This is a genomic window from Halalkalibacter alkaliphilus, assembly GCF_023555415.1.
Lineage (GTDB): Bacteria > Bacillota > Bacilli > Bacillales > Bacillaceae_D > Halalkalibacter > Halalkalibacter alkaliphilus.
In genome coordinates this window covers 24,096-40,928 of record NZ_JAKRYL010000006.1, presented here as the reverse complement: position 1 = coordinate 40,928, position 16,833 = coordinate 24,096, and the positions used below count along the sequence as shown (strand labels likewise).

Here is a 16,833-nt window from a genome sequence, read left to right as displayed (position 1 = left end):
AAGAGGTGCAAACATAATGACAGAACAAGAAAAAGAACGAATTGTAATCCCTGATGAGAATGGGGACGAGCATCTTTTTGATGAGTTATTCAGGTTTCATGTAGATGCAACAGAGAAGTCATATATTTTAGTGACGCCTGTTGGTGCGGATGAAGACGATGAAGAAGAAGTAGAAGTTTTTGCCTTCCGCTATGAAGATCGTGAAGGTGAAGAAGATGACATTGCTTTATTCCCAGTGGAAACAGATGAAGAATGGGAAATGGTTGAAGAGATGTTAAATACGTTTCAGCCTGAAGATGAGGAATAACAAAAGATATTTTTTCGAGAAAAAGCAGTACCCAAAACCAGGGTACTTTCGAGAAAAAGCAGTACCCAAAAACCAGGGTACTGCTTTTTCTCTTTAACTTTCGTCGAAATGTAGTATAATAAGACGGTGGAAGGAGGAGAATGATGTCTAATTCCAACGAAAAACCACGAAATGAATTGTATGAAGAGCGAGTTTCTCAGGCACGAGTTGTGAGGAGAATCGTCTTTTTTAGTTTAATTGGTTTATTTTTGATAGGTATCATTACATTAATTATCGCTTATTTTTACGTGACAAATATGCTCGGGCCTGTTGATTCAGATAACCCAGAGAAAATTCAAGTTACCATTCCCATTGGATCAACTGCGAACCAGATTGGAACCATATTAGAGGAAGAGGGACTTGTTAGAAGCGGAACAATGTTTCGATATTATGTTCGGTATAAAAACGAATCAGGGTTTCAAGCTGGAGATTATGCTCTTTCAACTGCGATGACAATGGATGATATTATTGCGGAATTGAAAGAAGGTAGGGTACTACAAGAACCTGAGTTGGTTTTCACAGTACCTGAAGGGAGATGGCTTGAAGATGTTGCTGAGATTATCGCCCGTGAAACAGATCATAGCGAAGAAGAAGTTATGGAAGTTTTAACCGATCAAGAGTATATAGAAGTGCTAATTGATCAATACTCAATGTTAACAGAAGACATTTTAGAAGAGGACATTCGTTATGCATTAGAAGGCTATTTGTTCCCTGCACGTTATGACTTTATGGATGAGAGCCCTACTATCCAATCAATAGTAGAAGCCATGCTTAGTGGGACACAGAGTGTGCTAGAAGAATTTTCTACTGAGCTTGAACAAAGTGAATACAGTGTTCATGAAATTTTAACGCTTGCATCGATTATTGAACGGGAAGCTCAGAAGTCAGAGGATCGCTATCTAATTTCAGGAGTGTTGTACAATCGTTTAGATAGGGACATGAGGCTTCAAGTAGACCCAACTGTTTCTTATGCACTCGGTGAGCACCTATATATGACGAGCTATGCTGCGTTAGAGGTTGATTCACCTTATAATACGTATCGTTATGCAGGAATCCCTATAGGCCCTATTGCTAACCCAGGTAAGGATTCAATTAGAGCTGCTTTGAATCCTGAAGAGACAGATTACTTGTTCTTCTATGCTCGTTTTAATGGAGAAGTCATTTATAACGAAACGTATGAAGAGCATAACCGTACTCATCAAAGATACCGTAATGAATGGGTTGAAGGCCAGTCCACAGAGACTGAAGAAGAATAGAATGATCATGGATTTTTTAAGGGGGATGTGTTCAAGTATACGAGAACACACCCTTTTTTTATGGTTTAATGACAAGAATGGAGTGTAAAAATGATTAATAAACGAGTAGAGAGTTATTTGAAATCAATCATTCCCACACGTGGTAATCAGGTTGAAGAAATAGAAGAATATGCAAGGATTAATCATGTTCCTATCATGGATTTAGTCGGGATGGAAAGTCTCTTGCAGCAAATGAAACTGCATGAGCCTAAGAGGATTCTTGAGATTGGAACAGCGATTGGTTACTCGGCCATTCGAATGGCTCAAGCATTACCTGCTGCTGAAATCATTACGATTGAACGAGATGAAGAAAGGTTTAATGAAGCAGATAAAAATATTACGTCTCTTGGACTTACAAACCGGATTCATCTTAAGTTTGGTGATGCTCTTGATTTAGTTCAAACACTTGAATCAGAACCACCTTTTGATGTATTATTTATTGATGCCGCCAAAGGACAATACCAGCGCTTTTTCGATCTTTATGGGAAATATGTGAAAACTGGTGGTGTAATTTATTCAGATAATGTGCTCTTCCGCGGGTTAGTTGCAGAAGAAGACATAGAAAATAAACGTTTGCAAAAAATAGCGAAAAAGATAAAAAGCTATAATGAATGGTTGATGAATCACCCACATTATGAGACAAGAATTTTGCCTGTGGGGGATGGGTTGGCTGTAAGCATTAAGAAATAAAAGGAGCTGGTGAAATGATGGAGAAGAAACCTGAACTACTCGTCACACCAAAGAATATGGAAGCTGTAAACCGATTGTTTGCGGCTGGGGCTGATGCGATTGTTATTGGGGAGGAACGCTACGGCCTTCGTTTAGCAGGAGAATTTTCAAGAGACGATGTTAAAGAAGCGACAACTATTGCTCATAATCAAGGGAAAAAAGTTTATGTAGCGATGAATGCTCTTTTTCATAATGAAAAAGTAGACGAGTTGGCTGATTATGTTCAATTTTTACATGAAGCAGGTGTAGATGGAATTACTTTTGGAGATCCGGCTGTTTTAATGACAGTACGGGAAGTTGCACCAGATATGAAATTACACTGGAATACAGAACAGACAGCAACCAACTGGTTTACCGCTAATTATTGGGGGCGTAAAGGAGCAAAACGTGCAGTTTTAGCTCGAGAGATCAACATGGATGCGATTGTAGAAATCAAAGAAAATGCTGAAGTTGAAATAGAGGTTCAAGTTCATGGAATGACAAGTATGTTTCAATCAAAGAGAACGTTAATTGGAAACTATATGCAGTTCCAAGGGAAAAATTTATCTGTGGAAAAACGTGATAAAGAGCGAAATTTACACTTATTTGATCCCGAACGCAATGCGCGTTACCCAATCTTTGAAGATGAAAATGGAACTCATATTATGAGTCCGAATGATATTTGCATTATTGACGAATTAGAAGAGATGATTGATGCAGAGGTCGATAGCTTTAAAATAGATGGACTGCTAAAGTCTACGGATTATATGGAAACAACAACAGCTCTCTACCGAGAGGCTATTGATTTATGTGTAACGAACCGTGATGAATACGAAGAGCATAAAGAGGAATATTTAAACAAACTAGAAGAAATTCAACCAGAAAACCGCAAACTAGATACAGGGTTCTTCTTTAAAGAAACGGTATATTAAGAAGGGAGGCTTATGAAGATGGCAACTATTGCAGAACGGACAAAAGAAGGAAAACGTGTGATTACAAAGAAACCAGAACTTTTAGCTCCAGCTGGGAGCTTAGAGAAGCTCAAAGTTGCGGTCCATTATGGTGCAGATGCTGTATTTATCGGCGGACGTGAATTTGGTCTAAGGTCCAATGCTGACAACTTCTCTATTGAGGAAATGAAAGAAGGGGTCGAGTTTGCTAATAAGTATGGTGCAAAAATTTATGTGACAACAAATATCTTTGCTCATAATGAAAACATGGACGGGCTTGAAGAATATTTACAATCTCTTCAAGAAATAGGGGTTACAGGAATTATTGTTGCTGATCCTCTTATCATTGAGACCTGTAAACGAGTAGCCCCCAAGGTAGAAGTACACTTGAGTACACAGCAGTCGTTAAGTAACTGGCTTGCAGTAAAGTACTGGAAAGAAGAGGGGCTTCATCGTGTCGTTCTAGCGCGTGAGGTAGGTCTAGAAGAGATGCTTGAGATGAAGAAAAAAGTAGACATTGAAATTGAAGCGTTTATTCATGGTGCCATGTGTATCTCTTATTCAGGACGCTGTGTTTTGAGTAATCATATGACAGCTCGTGACTCAAATCGTGGTGGATGTTGTCAATCATGTCGCTGGGAATATGATTTATATGAGACGAATGAAAATGGCGAGAAAGCTTTATTTGAAGAAGGCGATCCTCAATACACAATGAGTCCGAAAGATTTAAACCTCGTTCAAGCGATTCCGAAGTTGATTGAAGCAGGGATTGACAGTCTAAAGGTTGAAGGCCGAATGAAATCAATTCACTATGTAGCGACGGTTACAAGTGTATACCGTAAAGTCATTGATGCATATTGTGAAGATCCTGATAACTTCCAAATTGATAAGGCATGGCTAGATGAGCTTGAAAAGTGTGCCAATCGTGACTTTGCTCCACAATTTTTTGAAGGAGAACCAACATTTGAAGAACAAATGTATGGGAAGCACCCAAAACGAACTAAGTATGATTTTGCAGGGTTGGTTCTTAATTATGACGAGCAAACATCGATGGTTACATTGCAGCAACGAAATCACTTTAAGACAGGTGATGAGATTGAATTTTTTGGACCGGAAATCTCGAATTTTATTCAAAAAGTTGGAACAATCTGGGATGAAGACGGTAATGAAATTGATGCTGCTAGACATCCATTACAAATTGTTCGTTTTAAAGTAGATAAGCATGTGTATCCGCAAAACATGATGCGTAAAGAGGTAAGATAATGTCAAAAAAACCTATTGTTATCGGTGTTGCCGGGGGCACAGGGTCTGGTAAAACAACGGTAGCTAAAGAAATCTTTTATCAATTTAATGAACAATCAATTGTATTAATTGAACAAGATGCTTATTATAAAGATCAAAGTCATCTAAGCTTTGAGGAACGTTTGGAAACAAATTATGATCATCCATTAGCATTTGATAATGATCTACTATTAGAGCACTTACAACTACTTTCAGCAGGTAAAGGAATAAAAAAACCTGTCTATGATTATAAAGCACATACAAGGTCTAATGATGTGATCGTCATTGAACCAAAGGATGTTATTATTGTGGAAGGAATTTTGATACTTGAGGATGAACGCTTGCGTGATATGATGGATATTAAACTGTTTGTTGATGCTGATGCAGATATTCGTATCATTAGACGACTTGTCAGAGATATTGAGGATCGTGGTCGATCAATTGAGTCAGTAATTGATCAATATACGTCAGTTGTTAGACCAATGCACCTGCAGTTTATTGAACCAACAAAGCGTTATGCTGATGTAATTGTGCCAGAAGGCGGGCAGAATCGTGTCGCAATTGATCTAATGGTAACTAAAATTCGTACAATTATTGAAGAGAAAGCGATTTTGTAATAGCATAAGAACAGGTCTATATTTTATGAGACGATTATAAAAACTCGGTCATCCGAGTTTTTAGTCTACATAGGTATTTGAACTATCTATATTACATGCATTTATTTATTGATCGTAGTAGATGAGGAGTGAAAGACATGGCAGAAGAGAAAAAGCATTATATGACAATGGATGGAAAGAAGAAATTAGAAGACGAGTTAGAATATCTTAAGACGGAGCGACGTAAAGAAGTCGTTGAACGTATAAAAATTGCTCGTAGCTTTGGTGACCTTTCGGAGAACTCAGAGTATGATTCAGCGAAGGAAGAACAAGCATTTGTTGAAGGGCGTATTGCTCAACTTGAAAAAATGATCCGTAATGCCGTTATGATCGAGGAAGAAGAAGGGGCAGCAAATGTTGTTTCTCTTGGAAAAACGGTTAAATTCATTGAGCTTCCAGACGGAGATGAGGAAGAGTACACGATTGTAGGTAGTGCGGAGTCAGACCCAGCTGCAGGCAAAATTTCTAATGATTCTCCAATGGCACAAAGTTTATTGGGACGAAGCATTAATGATACCGTTTCCGTAAATACACCTGGTGGAGAAATGGAAATTAAGATTGTTGATATTAACTAATAAACGTTTATAGGGGCTGTCTCATTGTAGCAGGGATTATTCCATAAGGTCAAAAATAGATCTTTCTTGGAATAATCCCTTTTAATTGTGTGAAACCTTGTATGAACCTGCTCTCGCTCTTTTTAAGCAGATCTTGTATAATAACCTCAGAAAGAAAAGTTTTAAGGGAGTGGAGATATGCAAGGACATCGTTATGAACAACGAAAAAAGAAGCGAGTTAATCGTATTTTGAATGTGGCGATAGCAATAGTAACCATTCTTATTATTGTATTTGCAGTCCAAATCTTTTTCAGTTCAACCAAAAGTGAAGAAGTAAGTAGTGAAAATGATTTGTTAGATGAGATAGAGGAACGTGAAACAGAATCAATCCCAGATCCTGTTGAGACAAGCGAGGAAGAGTCAGAGCCAGAAATTCGTGAGGAAAATGGTCTGGAAGAAGAGAATGAATGGGATGAGGAAGAACAGGAACATGAGCCGATTCCAGAAGGGGAATGGCAACCAGTTGGAACATCACAAACTGGTGAGTTCACACCTGATTTCTCTAGAAATAGTACTAATTGGAATGAAATGGTAATGGCTATTCAACAAGCTACCGGTTTTTCTGATATGGAAATTTGGTGGCTTGGAAATGGAGGTTCACCAACGAGAGCACGTGGTGAAGTGAGTGATAAGAGTAACATAGGTGAACGTTATGAAGTGTATATTGAATGGATTGATGGACATGGCTGGATGCCAGTCGAGAAGAACAAGGTAAATTAATAATTGGAAAGAGGCTGTCATTATGACAGCCTCTCCTACAATAGAAAGGATTTTTTTATGTCAAAAACAATTTTAATAAACGGGATGATCATTACAGTTAATGCCACGAATCAGGTATATAAAAAAGGAGCTATTGCTTTTGAGAATGGAAAAATTACATATGTAGGAGAAGTTCCACAAAACCTGGCAGAGTATGATGAAGTCATTGATGTTCAAGGTGATTATGTGTTGCCAGGCTTAGTGAATACGCACGGTCATGCATCCATGTCGCTCCTTCGTGGATACGCTGATGATCTTCCTTTGCAACAATGGTTAGAGGAGAAGATGTGGCCTATTGAAGCTCAATATACGAAGGAACACGCGAAATGGGGAACGTATCTATCGCTGATTGAAATGCTGCGTACAGGTACTACAACGTTTGTTGATATGTATGACAATATGGATGAGGTTGCAATGGCAGTAGAGGCATCAGGAGCAAGAGCTAGACTATGTAGAGGGATGATTGGTTTTGGTACTGAAGAGTTGCGCCAGAGTAAATTAGAAGAAGCCTCGAGTTTTGTTAGAAATTGGAACAATCAAGCGAATGGTCGAATTACAACAATGATGTCACCGCACTCACCTTACACGTGTACCCCTCAATTTATCGAACAAATTGTATCCAAAGCCCTTGAGCTAGACGCTCCGATTCATATACATATGTCTGAAACAAAGGCGGAAGTGGAGCAAAATGAAAAAGAGTATGGGGAGCGCCCTGTTAAGCATTTAGAAAAGCTTGGTGTGTTTTCAAAAAGAAGTCTTGTCGCTCATGCTGTCCATGTTGAAGATTGGGAAATGGACATCTTAGCAAAAAATGATGTGAAAGTTTCAAATAACATTATTAGTAATTTAAAATTAGCAAGCGGTATTGCACCAGTTCCAGAAATGTTGAGCAAAGGTATTACAGTTTCTCTTGGGACAGACAGTTCAGCTTCAAATAACAATCTAGATTTATTTGAAGAACTAAAACAGGTAGCATTATTATTTAAAGGTGTTCATAATGATGCAACGCTCATTACAGCTGAGAAGGCATTACAAATGGCTACTCTACATGGAGCGGAAGCAATATGGCTAGAGGATCAAATTGGAAGCCTTGAAGTAGGGAAAGAAGCTGACTTGATTGTGATGAATACAAAACAAGCATTTTACCAACCGGCCCATAATCCGATTTCTCATCTTGTTTATTCAGGAAGTGGACGAGATGTGAAAGATGTGTTTGTGCAAGGGAAGCAAGTTGTGAGAAATGGTGAATGCATAACAATAGATGAAGAAAAGGTTATTTTTGAAGTGAACCGTTTGGTCGAACAATTTTAAATACAATTACAAGAACCCCTTCGGCAATGTTCCATTGTGAAGGGGTTCTTCAAGATGGTTAGTCTATCTTCCAACTCTCGAGATATACTTTTTGTTCATCCGTTAATGAGTCAATGCCAATACCTAACGCTTCTAGTTTTAATTGAGCGACTTGTTTGTCTAGTTCATAAGGTACAGTAATTATGCGGTTACCAATCTCTTTGTACTTTTCATTAACATAAGCTAAAGATACCGCCTGTAAAGCAAAGGTCATATCCATAATCTCAGCAGGGTGTCCATCTCCGGCACCTAGGTTGACTAAACGCCCTTCTGCAAGTAAATAGAGTTTACGACCGTCTTTCATTGCATACTCTTCAATGTTTTTACGAACCTCGCGCTTTGAAGTGGATAACGCAGCAAGGTCATGCTTGTTAACCTCAACATCAAAATGCCCCGCGTTAGCAAGAATTGCCCCATCTTTCATCACTTCCAAATGCTCTCGACGAATAACATATTGATTTCCTGTTACGGCAATAAAATAATCTCCCACTTTTGCAGCTTCTACTAATGGCATAACTTCAAAGCCATCCATATAAGCTTCAATCGCTTTAATGCTATCTACTTCAGTAACGATTACCTTGGCACCTAGGCCTTTAGCACGCATAGCAACACCACGCCCGCACCAGCCATACCCAACGACAACGACTGTTTTTCCTGCTACAACTAAATTTGTTGTACGGTTAATGCTATCCCAAACAGATTGTCCAGTACCATAACGGTTATCGAAGAGATGTTTGCAATACCCATCATTAACAGCAATCATTGGGAAAGGTAGATCACCTGATTTTTCTAATGCTTTATCCCTAATGACTCCAGTCGTTGTCTCTTCACAACCACCACGAATATTCTTAATTAAGTCAGGGCGTTCTGAATGAAGGAGTGTTGTAAAATCTCCACCATCGTCAATAATTAAATCTGGTTCTACTTCAAGGGCCATAATTAAGTGTTGCTTAAATTCTTCTGGGTCTGGTTTATGCTTAGCAAAAACGGTAATCCCATCTTCAACTAAGGCAGCACAAACATCGTCCTGAGTAGAAAGAGGGTTACTTCCTGCAATATATACATCGGCTCCTCCTGCTTTCACTACTTTAGCAAGATAAGCTGTCTTCGCTTCTAAATGCAGGCAAATAGCTACTTTCAAACCTTTGAAAGGCTGGGTACGTTCAAATTCCTCACGAATACGATTTAACACTGGCATATGTTCTTTCACCCAATCAATTTTCAAATGACCTTCAGGTGCAAGGCTCATATCTCGTACAATACTTTTCATGTTTCATGTTCCTCCAATATATGTAGTTCAAACTAAAGATAATGATACCGTATTATGTGTAGAGATGAAAGCGTATGGTGCTTGAAGAGGGTGGAAAAGAAGACATTAAAATTGGAATCCTCTTGCTAAATTAACAGACATTGCATCATCTATTCTTTTAAAAAGGTGATAGAATGAATGGAGAGTAGGAGGAAGATAAATGGAAGATAAAAAGTTAAAGCAACTTGAAGCGAAAGTCAAGGATTATAAGCAGTTTGGTTTCATTCTATTGTCTTTAAGTATATTTCTGTTTATCGGGTTAGTGATTCCAACAGAGCATACGGTTATTACAGCACCTAGTTTAATTGTTAGCGGCATTTTTATTGCGCTAGCACTAGCAGTTGTATTTCATCGTTTAGCAATGAATACCCAAAAGCAGATATATGAAGATAGCAATCATTCATAAGATAGAAGAAGTGGACCGAGATTCAGCCGAGTTCACTTCTTTTTTGTTTTACATATGAACTCAAAAACCAAGATGCCGGCTAGGCTATCTTGGTTTGGTGATGTCTAGGAAATGACTTAACATTCGTGCTGTTAATCCCCAAATTACATAGTCTTGGTAATAGTAAAAGTACTCTGGAATCTCATGATATCGATTGGAATAAGAGCGCTTATTAGGAACTTTATCTATTGGGAAATCTACACCAGGTTCAAACCACAATTTCATTGAATGAACGTCCGGTTCATGCTCGTACAAATAGGAGAGAGGTATTGTAAAAGTATGATCGACTTCATCATGGTTGATTTTTAATTCATCAAGACTTTGCAAGTCACCTAAAAAAGGATAAATAATACCACGGAATGGCGTGACAAGTATATCAAGTGGAGCGATAATATTTATAGATTTTTTGGATATGCCTATTTCCTCTGTTAATTCACGAATGGCAGCTGCTTCTGGCGTTGGATCAGTTTTATCAATTCTTCCTCCTGGAAAGCAAATTTCACCAGGTTGTTTCGTTAACTTTTTAGAGCGCACTTCAAACAGGATCGACAGTTCACCCTTCACATAAACCATAGGAACAATAACAGCAGACTGCATTGCCTGTGATCCGAGAATGCCACTTTTTCTATTTGTAAGTTGCCTCTTTATTGCAGAAAGTTCATTCATTCAGAAACCTCCTAATAATAGTATGAACGTAAAAGTCAAGCATTACCAAATTACATAAATAATATTATACAGTATAAATAGAAGATAGCAGTTTCAAGAAAGGCTTTGCAAGCTCCTAAAAGTGTGAGTAGATTTAACGCAATATGACAATTTAGAAGTTTTCTGTAAGAAAATGTCACATAAGTGCTGTAAACAGGTTCAGAGTAAGGTACATTAAATACAGGAAAGGTCATTGACCTAGCTTCCAAAAATGTTCTCTCTACTCTCCCCCATTGCGAGCGGTTCAATTGAATCGCTCATTTTTTTTGATTTGTGTCATTGACATTAATAATATGTATAATTTGGAACTAGACGAATGTTACTTGCAAAAAGAGTTGAAATACATGAAAATAATAGTAGCAAATGGAATTAGGGTAAGGGGAAGGGCAAGATGGACGTTCATTTTAAAGAGAAAGAGATGCTCGGTTTACTTGAGAATTTAGTTAACATAGATAGTGGTTCATATTATAAAGTTGGTGTTGATCAAATTGGCAAGGTACTTCTGCCATATTTTATTGAGCTAGGTTTTGATGTTCAAAGGGTAAAGCAGAATGAAGTTGGCGACCATTTGATCCTCCGTCATTCAGAAAAGCAGAGATCTTCTATCTTGATCGTTGCTCATATGGATACAGTGTTTGAAGAAGGGACGGCAATGGCACGTCCTTTTTCAATAAAAGACGGACGTGCTTATGGCCCGGGTGTCATTGATATGAAGGCTAGTCTTGTTTCCGTCATTTATGCATTACGTTATTTAAAAGACATAGGTTCAGTTGCTTATAAAGATGTTCAAGTAATATTAAATAGTGATGAAGAAACAGGATCGTTGACATCGAGACCAATTATTGAAAAAGAAGCAATCGGAAAGTCATATGCACTTATTATGGAGCCAGCTAGAAGAGATGGTTCCGTAGTGACGGAACGTCGTGGTAGTGGTCGATTTACGATTGAAGTTCATGGGAAGGCTGCTCATTCAGGAATAGAACCTGAAAAAGGGAGAAGTGCGATTGAAGAGCTTGCTCATAAGATTGTAAAATTACATGAATTAAACGATCACGAACAGGGGATTTCCGTTAATGTTGGGATTATAGAAGGTGGAGATGCTGTTAATACAGTTTCAGCTATGGCCGTTGGACATATTGACGTCAGAGTTGCTACTTTACAACAAGCAGAAGAAATGGAACATAAAATAGAGAAAGTTTGCGCCTCTTCTGATGTTAGTGGGACAGAAATTGAACTAACAGGTGACATGAGAAGACCTCCGATGTTAAAAAATAAGAAAATTGAAGAACTTTTTCAGATCGTCAGAAATGTTGCTTTAGAGTTAGGGATTGACTTAAAAGATACAAAAACTGGTGGAGGTTCAGATGCTTCTTTTACTTCTGCAATGGGAATCCCGACAATTGATGGACTAGGGCCTATTGGTGGCCATGCTCATAGTGAGAAGGAATACTTAGTTATTTCGTCTCTAACAGAGAGAACGTTGCTTTTAGCTAAAGTAATAGAACGGTTAATGAGCGAAAAAAATAATTAATCGGACTTAAGAGAGAACCTCTTGCATGTATGTTGCAAAGGGTTCTCTTTTTAATCCTTTATAAAAAATAGTAAGACAAATATGTAAAAAAGACAAAATCACACTTTATTTTTGTTGTACAGACACGACCAAGCCCAGTTTTACATAGTGTTAAAGTAACGACATTATGGGGGTGATGAGATGTCAACAATAATTGCAGCGATTTCTTATTTATTTAAGGAAGTTATCGTCTTTGTATCATATGTGAAAAATAACGCCTTCCCACAGCCACTCAAAAAAGATGAAGAACGTAAATACTTAAAGCTTATGCAGGAGGGTGATGAACGAGCACGCGACCTTCTAATTGAACATAACCTACGTTTGGTGGCTCATATCGTTAAGAAGTTTGAAAACACAAGGGAAGATACGGAAGATCTCATCTCAATTGGAACGATCGGTTTAATTAAGGCTATAGAAAGCTATTCTGATGGAAAAGGGACAAAGCTGGCAACTTATGCTGCACGATGTATTGAAAATGAAATTCTTATGCATTTAAGAGCCTTAAAGAAGGTTAAGAAGGATGTTTCCCTGCACGATCCGATTGGAACGGACAAAGAGGGGAATGAAATTACGTTAATTGATGTTCTGCAAGAAGAAGGCGAAGATATTGTTGATGTGATTCAAACGAATATGGAAAAGACTCAGATTTACAAGTTCATACATGTATTAGATGATCGTGAAAAGGAAGTGATTGTGGGTCGTTTTGGGTTGAATTTAGAAGAAGAGAGAACACAAAGAGAAATTGCGAAAGAATTAGGAATCTCAAGGAGCTACGTATCACGGATAGAAAAGCGAGCGTTAATGAAGCTTTTCCATGAATTTTATAAACAAAGCCAAGGAAAAGGGTAAATGGTAAAGAGGTGTGCCAGGTTGGCACACCTCTTGCTGTGTTCTTCAAGCGTGTGTTTTATTAAAAGGGAGGGAAATACGAAAAGTCGTCTTTTGTTCATCTGAAGAACAGGTTAGTTCCCCTGAGTGTTTCTCAATGATTTTTCTACAAACAAATAATCCAATTCCTGTTCCTAGTTCCTTCGTCGTATAGAATGGTTCAAAGATCGTTTCTTGGACATCTAGTGGAATCATTGGACCGTTATTCGAAACTTCTATGATAACGCGTTCATCCTCGATAAAACATCTCAAGTGTATTTCTCTTGGTTTTTGCCGTTGCATAACTGCATCAATGGAATTAAATAATACATTTAAAAATACTTGCTTTATTTCATCCTTATGAGCTTCAATATTGATTTTAGCGTCAGTGTCCGTGAAAATAAGAACATCCGAATCGACAATGCTTGGATAGAGGAAGCTTAATATTTCGTCTAGCACATCGCTTAAAATAAAGATTTCTTTTGGACTTTCTATAGTAGCCATTTTTGATGTATGCAAGAACTGAGTAATTCTAAATTTCAATTGATCAAGTTCTAGTTCGATGATATCTAAATACTTTAACGTTGGATATTCTGTTCGCAGCAATTTATTAAAGCCAATAATTGATGTTAACGGGTTTCTAAATTCATGTACAAAACTTGAAGACATTTGACCTAAAATGGCCAATTTATCTTTATGGGTTTGATTAATAAATAGTTTCTTCTCCTCAAGCTCTGAATTTTTTATTTCGGTATATTGAGAAACTGCATGATAACAAAATTGATCAAATTTTGTATTAATCTTATCTACAATGATAGAGAGCTGATTACTATTTACACCTGCTTGCAGGACAAATTTAATTAGGATACTTCTTCCTATATTAACGTTATAAACAAAGTCTCCGATGTTTATATTCGCTTCTACACGCTCTTTAGCTACTTTATAGGCTAAATGTTTAACATCATCCATAGTAACTGTGTCCAGTAATGTATTTTTGATTAGAGCATACATTAAATAACCGTTCTCTTTTACTTTTTCTTTATGGATATCTGCCTGATCTTGTATGGTTTGTTCTTGCCACATTGTGATGAAATTTGATTCGTTTTTTTCTAGAAAATCAATTATTGCTTCAGGGACAACATTAGTTAAATCAGGATTTAATGACATAGTAAAATAAGTCACCACTTTCCAATGAAATCACCATGTCAAAATAATGATGGTATTAGTTTAATTAGACAATTTGTAAGTAAATCCTTTCGATTTTTAAGAATTAAATAGTATTTGATGAATGACCTCACACAAAAATAAGCCACCCAGCCCACTTGGGTGACTTATGAAAATTCATTTAGCCTCTATCCATTAATAACTTCTCCACCATTTACATGAAGAACTTGCCCTGTTACGTAAGATGAATCATCAGAGGCTAGGTACACGTAGCTTGGTGCTAATTCAGCCGGCTGTCCTGGTCTGCCCATAGGACTACTCGTTCCGAATGTAGCCACTTGATCGGCAGGAAACGATGCAGGAATTAGAGGGGTCCAAATAGGGCCAGGTGCCACAGCATTTACCCGGATTCCTTTCGATACAATACTTTGAGAGAGCGAGCGAGTTAAGGCAACCATTGCTCCTTTTGTAGAAGCATAGTCCATTAAAACTGGATTTCCTTTATATGCAACGATGGAAGCGGTATTGATAATCGTACTTCCTTTTTGTAAATGTGGCATGGCTGCTTTAATAAAATGAAAGCAAGAGAAGATATTCGTTTTAAAGGTACGTTCCATTTGTTCAACTGAGATATCTTCAATGTTTTCTTGATAATGTTGTTCAGCCGCATTATTTATTAAACAATCCAACTTTCCAAAAGAAGAAATCGTTTGTTCTATTGCTGTTTGACAAAAGGATTCATCACCTATATCCCCAGAAAGCAACAGACACTCTCCACCATATTTTTCAACTTCTTCTTTCGTCTGCTTAGCATCATCATGTTCTTCAAGGTAGACAATGGTTACCTTCGCTCCTTCTTTCGCAAAGGCAATAGCAACAGCTCTTCCAATCCCGCTATCACCACCAGTGATAAGTGCTACCTTATTATTTAACTTTCCACTTCCTTTATAGTTTGGATCATCATAGACCGGTAAGGGGGTCATCTTACTTTCCAGACCTGGTTGGTGATTCTGAGATTGAGAAGGTTGCCCGTCCGTTTGTTTAGATTGTATCTCACTATATTTCATATGATCACTCCTTTAAAAAAATCATTATTAGATTGCTCTTTACAAGGAGGAAATAATCAGAGTATGAAAAAGAGGTGTCCTAGAGGGAGTTCTTCTAGGACACCTTAAATAAATTAAGCAGCATGTGAGCTTGATGAATTTACTGATTGTCTATGAGCTTTACGAACCTTATTCATGTACCAAATAGCAACAATAAGAGTAATCGCACCACCAATGGCAAGTGACAATTCATATGGAAGAGAGAACCCTTCTGGTGCATATAAGAAATAAGTCGAAACAACAGCTGTCATAAATAACGCAGGAATTCCACAAATCCAATGGAATTTACGTGATTCTAATAAGTACATTGCTGCTGTCCAAAGCATGACTGTAGCAACGAGTTGGTTTGTCCCCCCGACGTACCTCCATAAAAATGTATAATCGATCGTTGAAAGCCAAAAGGCTGGAATAGTAACAGGGATCGTTGCTAATAACACCCCTTTTAGCCCTCGAACTTTAAAGAATTTCTCAACTAATTCAAATACCATCATACGTGAAGAACGTAGCGCTGTGTCACCTGTTGTAATTGGGAGAATAATAACCCCAAGAATTGCAAGTATTCCACCAAGTGTACCAAGAAGTGTAGTTGAAATTTCATTAACCACTCCAGCAGGCCCGCCAGCAGCTAGTGCCTCTTGAAGACCACCAGTACCACCAAAGAATGTCATACCAGCAGCAGCCCAAATCAGTGCAATGACTCCTTCAGCAACCATTGCTCCGTAAAACACTTTTCTACCATGTGATTCACGTTTGATCGTACGTGCCAATATCGGACTTTGCGTACTATGAAATCCAGAGATTGCCCCGCAAGAAATAGTAACCATTAATAAAGGCCAAATTGGTAAGTCACCAGGGTGTAAATTAGAAAATGTAAGATTTGGGATGGGGCGATCTGTTAATAATAACGCAATCCCAATTGAAACAGCCATAAAGATTAAAATGGCACCAAATATAGGGTAAATCCGGCCAATTATGCGATTTACTGGTAACACGGCAGCAACTAGAAAATAAGCAAAAATAAGAACAAGTGCTACTGTAAAAGAAAGTGGTGTAAGACTGGCAATTAATTGTGCAGGACCAGCAGTGAACGCTGCCGCTACTAAAATCATAAGTACAATTGAAACAATGTTAATCATAACGCGCATTGTGTTACCAAGGTAACGGCCAACTAAGGTTGGAAATTGTGCTCCATTATGACGTAAAGATAGCATTCCTGAAAAATAATCGTGAACTGCTCCAGCAAAAAGACAACCAATAACGATCCAAATGAAAGCAACAGGGCCATATAATGCACCAGCCACAGCACCAAAAATAGGACCTAGACCAGCAATATTTAATAATTGAATTAAGCTTGCTTTCCACCATGGCATCGGTGTGTAATCTATTGCATCAGAATTTGTATAAGCAGGTGTTTTATTTTGATCATTTATACCGAAGATGCGTTCCACAATTTTAGAATAAATAAAATAGCCAATAACTAGAAACGCAATCGCAAAAAGAAAAGTAAACATAATGAGTCCTCCAATTATCTGAAAAATCTAAGTATGATACGTATTGTAACTATTTCTTACAAACGAATCAATATATTTTTCTGAAAAAACTTTAAATTCATTAAATTAAAGCGTTTACAAAGTAAAAGAGGCTATTTTTTTACTTTCATAGAAAGGTTTAGCTTGTCCAATTCACTTATGACAAAAAAGATGACCTT

The 16,833-nt window shown here is 37.7% G+C and carries 17 protein-coding genes; 12 read left to right on the top strand and 5 right to left on the bottom strand.

The genetic code is table 11. The features are described from left to right. The first annotated feature begins 16 nt into the window (after positions 1-16). The 9 genes from MF646_RS07250 to MF646_RS07210 all read left to right on the top strand — a co-directional run bounded on the left by MF646_RS07250 (position 17) and on the right by MF646_RS07210 (position 7,920). Positions 17-307 (top strand): DUF1292 domain-containing protein, encoded by a 291-nt coding sequence (locus MF646_RS07250; protein WP_250095831.1) that lies wholly within the window; start codon positions 17-19, stop codon positions 305-307. A 143-nt stretch (positions 308-450) separates the two neighbouring features. Beyond that, positions 451-1,602: an endolytic transglycosylase MltG gene (gene mltG, locus MF646_RS07245; RefSeq protein WP_250095830.1), complete on the top strand. Its 1,152-nt coding sequence runs from the start codon at positions 451-453 to the stop codon at positions 1,600-1,602. A 90-nt stretch (positions 1,603-1,692) separates the two neighbouring features. After that, on the top strand, positions 1,693-2,331 hold the full coding sequence (locus MF646_RS07240; RefSeq protein ID WP_250095829.1) for an O-methyltransferase: 639 nt from the start codon (positions 1,693-1,695) through the stop codon (positions 2,329-2,331). Positions 2,332-2,348: 17 nt separating this feature from the next. Then, positions 2,349-3,281: a peptidase U32 family protein gene (locus MF646_RS07235; RefSeq protein WP_420842492.1), complete on the top strand. Its 933-nt coding sequence runs from the start codon at positions 2,349-2,351 to the stop codon at positions 3,279-3,281. 12 nt (positions 3,282-3,293) lie between these two features. Further along, positions 3,294-4,562 carry a peptidase U32 family protein gene (locus tag MF646_RS07230; RefSeq protein WP_250095827.1) on the top strand — a complete coding sequence of 423 codons (1,269 nt, stop codon included), beginning with the start codon at positions 3,294-3,296 and terminating at the stop codon, positions 4,560-4,562. Continuing rightward, positions 4,562-5,197 (top strand): uridine kinase, encoded by a 636-nt coding sequence (gene udk, locus MF646_RS07225; protein ID WP_250095826.1) that lies wholly within the window; start codon positions 4,562-4,564, stop codon positions 5,195-5,197. Before MF646_RS07230 ends, udk begins: the two co-directional genes overlap by 1 nt. Before the next feature lie 137 nt (positions 5,198-5,334). Beyond that, on the top strand, positions 5,335-5,811 hold the full coding sequence (gene greA, locus MF646_RS07220) for a transcription elongation factor GreA (protein ID WP_250095825.1): 477 nt from the start codon (positions 5,335-5,337) through the stop codon (positions 5,809-5,811). 177 nt (positions 5,812-5,988) lie between these two features. Continuing rightward, the gene (locus MF646_RS07215; RefSeq protein WP_250095824.1) at positions 5,989-6,570 is read left to right on the top strand and encodes a YrrS family protein; all 582 of its coding nucleotides are present in this window, start codon (positions 5,989-5,991) and stop codon (positions 6,568-6,570) included. 57 nt (positions 6,571-6,627) lie between these two features. Continuing rightward, on the top strand, positions 6,628-7,920 hold the full coding sequence (locus MF646_RS07210; protein WP_250095823.1) for an amidohydrolase family protein: 1,293 nt from the start codon (positions 6,628-6,630) through the stop codon (positions 7,918-7,920). Between the two features lie 58 nt (positions 7,921-7,978). Here the strand turns inward: MF646_RS07210 and MF646_RS07205 are convergent, their stop codons facing one another. After that, the gene (locus MF646_RS07205) at positions 7,979-9,229 is read right to left on the bottom strand and encodes an adenosylhomocysteinase (protein WP_250095822.1); all 1,251 of its coding nucleotides are present in this window, start codon (positions 9,227-9,229) and stop codon (positions 7,979-7,981) included. 199 nt (positions 9,230-9,428) lie between these two features. On the opposite strand from MF646_RS07205, the gene MF646_RS07200 reads away from it, so the two are divergent. Further along, positions 9,429-9,674, top strand: a complete 246-nt coding sequence (locus MF646_RS07200) for a YrhC family protein (protein ID WP_250095821.1) — start codon at positions 9,429-9,431, stop codon at positions 9,672-9,674. 84 nt (positions 9,675-9,758) lie between these two features. On the opposite strand, the gene MF646_RS07195 is transcribed toward MF646_RS07200, so the two are convergent. After that, complete coding sequence (locus tag MF646_RS07195) at positions 9,759-10,379, bottom strand: NUDIX hydrolase (protein WP_250095820.1); 621 nt, start codon at positions 10,377-10,379, stop codon at positions 9,759-9,761. Between the two features lie 430 nt (positions 10,380-10,809). Between MF646_RS07195 and MF646_RS07190 the strand changes: the two genes are divergently transcribed. Beyond that, entirely contained in the window at positions 10,810-11,949 is a 1,140-nt protein-coding gene (locus tag MF646_RS07190; protein ID WP_250095819.1) for a M20 family metallopeptidase, read from the top strand. Between the two features lie 180 nt (positions 11,950-12,129). Beyond that, a complete protein-coding gene (sigK, locus tag MF646_RS07185) occupies positions 12,130-12,837 on the top strand; it encodes an RNA polymerase sporulation sigma factor SigK (RefSeq protein ID WP_034625153.1) in 708 nt (235 codons plus the stop codon). A 45-nt stretch (positions 12,838-12,882) separates the two neighbouring features. On the opposite strand, the gene MF646_RS07180 is transcribed toward sigK, so the two are convergent. The 3 genes from MF646_RS07180 to MF646_RS07170 all read right to left on the bottom strand — a co-directional run bounded on the left by MF646_RS07180 (position 12,883) and on the right by MF646_RS07170 (position 16,636). Further along, entirely contained in the window at positions 12,883-14,022 is a 1,140-nt protein-coding gene (locus tag MF646_RS07180; RefSeq protein WP_250095818.1) for a histidine kinase N-terminal domain-containing protein, read from the bottom strand. Positions 14,023-14,207: 185 nt separating this feature from the next. Further along, positions 14,208-15,086, bottom strand: coding sequence for an SDR family oxidoreductase (locus tag MF646_RS07175; RefSeq protein ID WP_250095817.1), 879 nt, complete (start codon positions 15,084-15,086; stop codon positions 14,208-14,210). 113 nt (positions 15,087-15,199) lie between these two features. Further along, entirely contained in the window at positions 15,200-16,636 is a 1,437-nt protein-coding gene (locus MF646_RS07170; protein ID WP_250095816.1) for a carbon starvation CstA family protein, read from the bottom strand. Between the last annotated feature and the right edge of the window lie 197 nt (positions 16,637-16,833).

Coding starts and splice junctions, on each gene's coding strand:
- MF646_RS07250 (WP_250095831.1), top strand. CDS start 17: ATGACAGAACAAGAAAAAGAACGAATTGTAATCCCTGATGAGAATGGG.
- mltG (WP_250095830.1), top strand. CDS start 451: ATGTCTAATTCCAACGAAAAACCACGAAATGAATTGTATGAAGAGCGA.
- MF646_RS07240 (WP_250095829.1), top strand. CDS start 1,693: ATGATTAATAAACGAGTAGAGAGTTATTTGAAATCAATCATTCCCACA.
- MF646_RS07235 (WP_420842492.1), top strand. CDS start 2,349: ATGGAGAAGAAACCTGAACTACTCGTCACACCAAAGAATATGGAAGCT.
- MF646_RS07230 (WP_250095827.1), top strand. CDS start 3,294: ATGAAGATGGCAACTATTGCAGAACGGACAAAAGAAGGAAAACGTGTG.
- udk (WP_250095826.1), top strand. CDS start 4,562: ATGTCAAAAAAACCTATTGTTATCGGTGTTGCCGGGGGCACAGGGTCT.
- greA (WP_250095825.1), top strand. CDS start 5,335: ATGGCAGAAGAGAAAAAGCATTATATGACAATGGATGGAAAGAAGAAA.
- MF646_RS07215 (WP_250095824.1), top strand. CDS start 5,989: ATGCAAGGACATCGTTATGAACAACGAAAAAAGAAGCGAGTTAATCGT.
- MF646_RS07210 (WP_250095823.1), top strand. CDS start 6,628: ATGTCAAAAACAATTTTAATAAACGGGATGATCATTACAGTTAATGCC.
- MF646_RS07205 (WP_250095822.1), bottom strand. CDS start 9,229: ATGAAAAGTATTGTACGAGATATGAGCCTTGCACCTGAAGGTCATTTG.
- MF646_RS07200 (WP_250095821.1), top strand. CDS start 9,429: ATGGAAGATAAAAAGTTAAAGCAACTTGAAGCGAAAGTCAAGGATTAT.
- MF646_RS07195 (WP_250095820.1), bottom strand. CDS start 10,379: ATGAATGAACTTTCTGCAATAAAGAGGCAACTTACAAATAGAAAAAGT.
- MF646_RS07190 (WP_250095819.1), top strand. CDS start 10,810: ATGGACGTTCATTTTAAAGAGAAAGAGATGCTCGGTTTACTTGAGAAT.
- sigK (WP_034625153.1), top strand. CDS start 12,130: ATGTCAACAATAATTGCAGCGATTTCTTATTTATTTAAGGAAGTTATC.
- MF646_RS07180 (WP_250095818.1), bottom strand. CDS start 14,022: ATGTCATTAAATCCTGATTTAACTAATGTTGTCCCTGAAGCAATAATT.
- MF646_RS07175 (WP_250095817.1), bottom strand. CDS start 15,086: ATGAAATATAGTGAGATACAATCTAAACAAACGGACGGGCAACCTTCT.
- MF646_RS07170 (WP_250095816.1), bottom strand. CDS start 16,636: ATGTTTACTTTTCTTTTTGCGATTGCGTTTCTAGTTATTGGCTATTTT.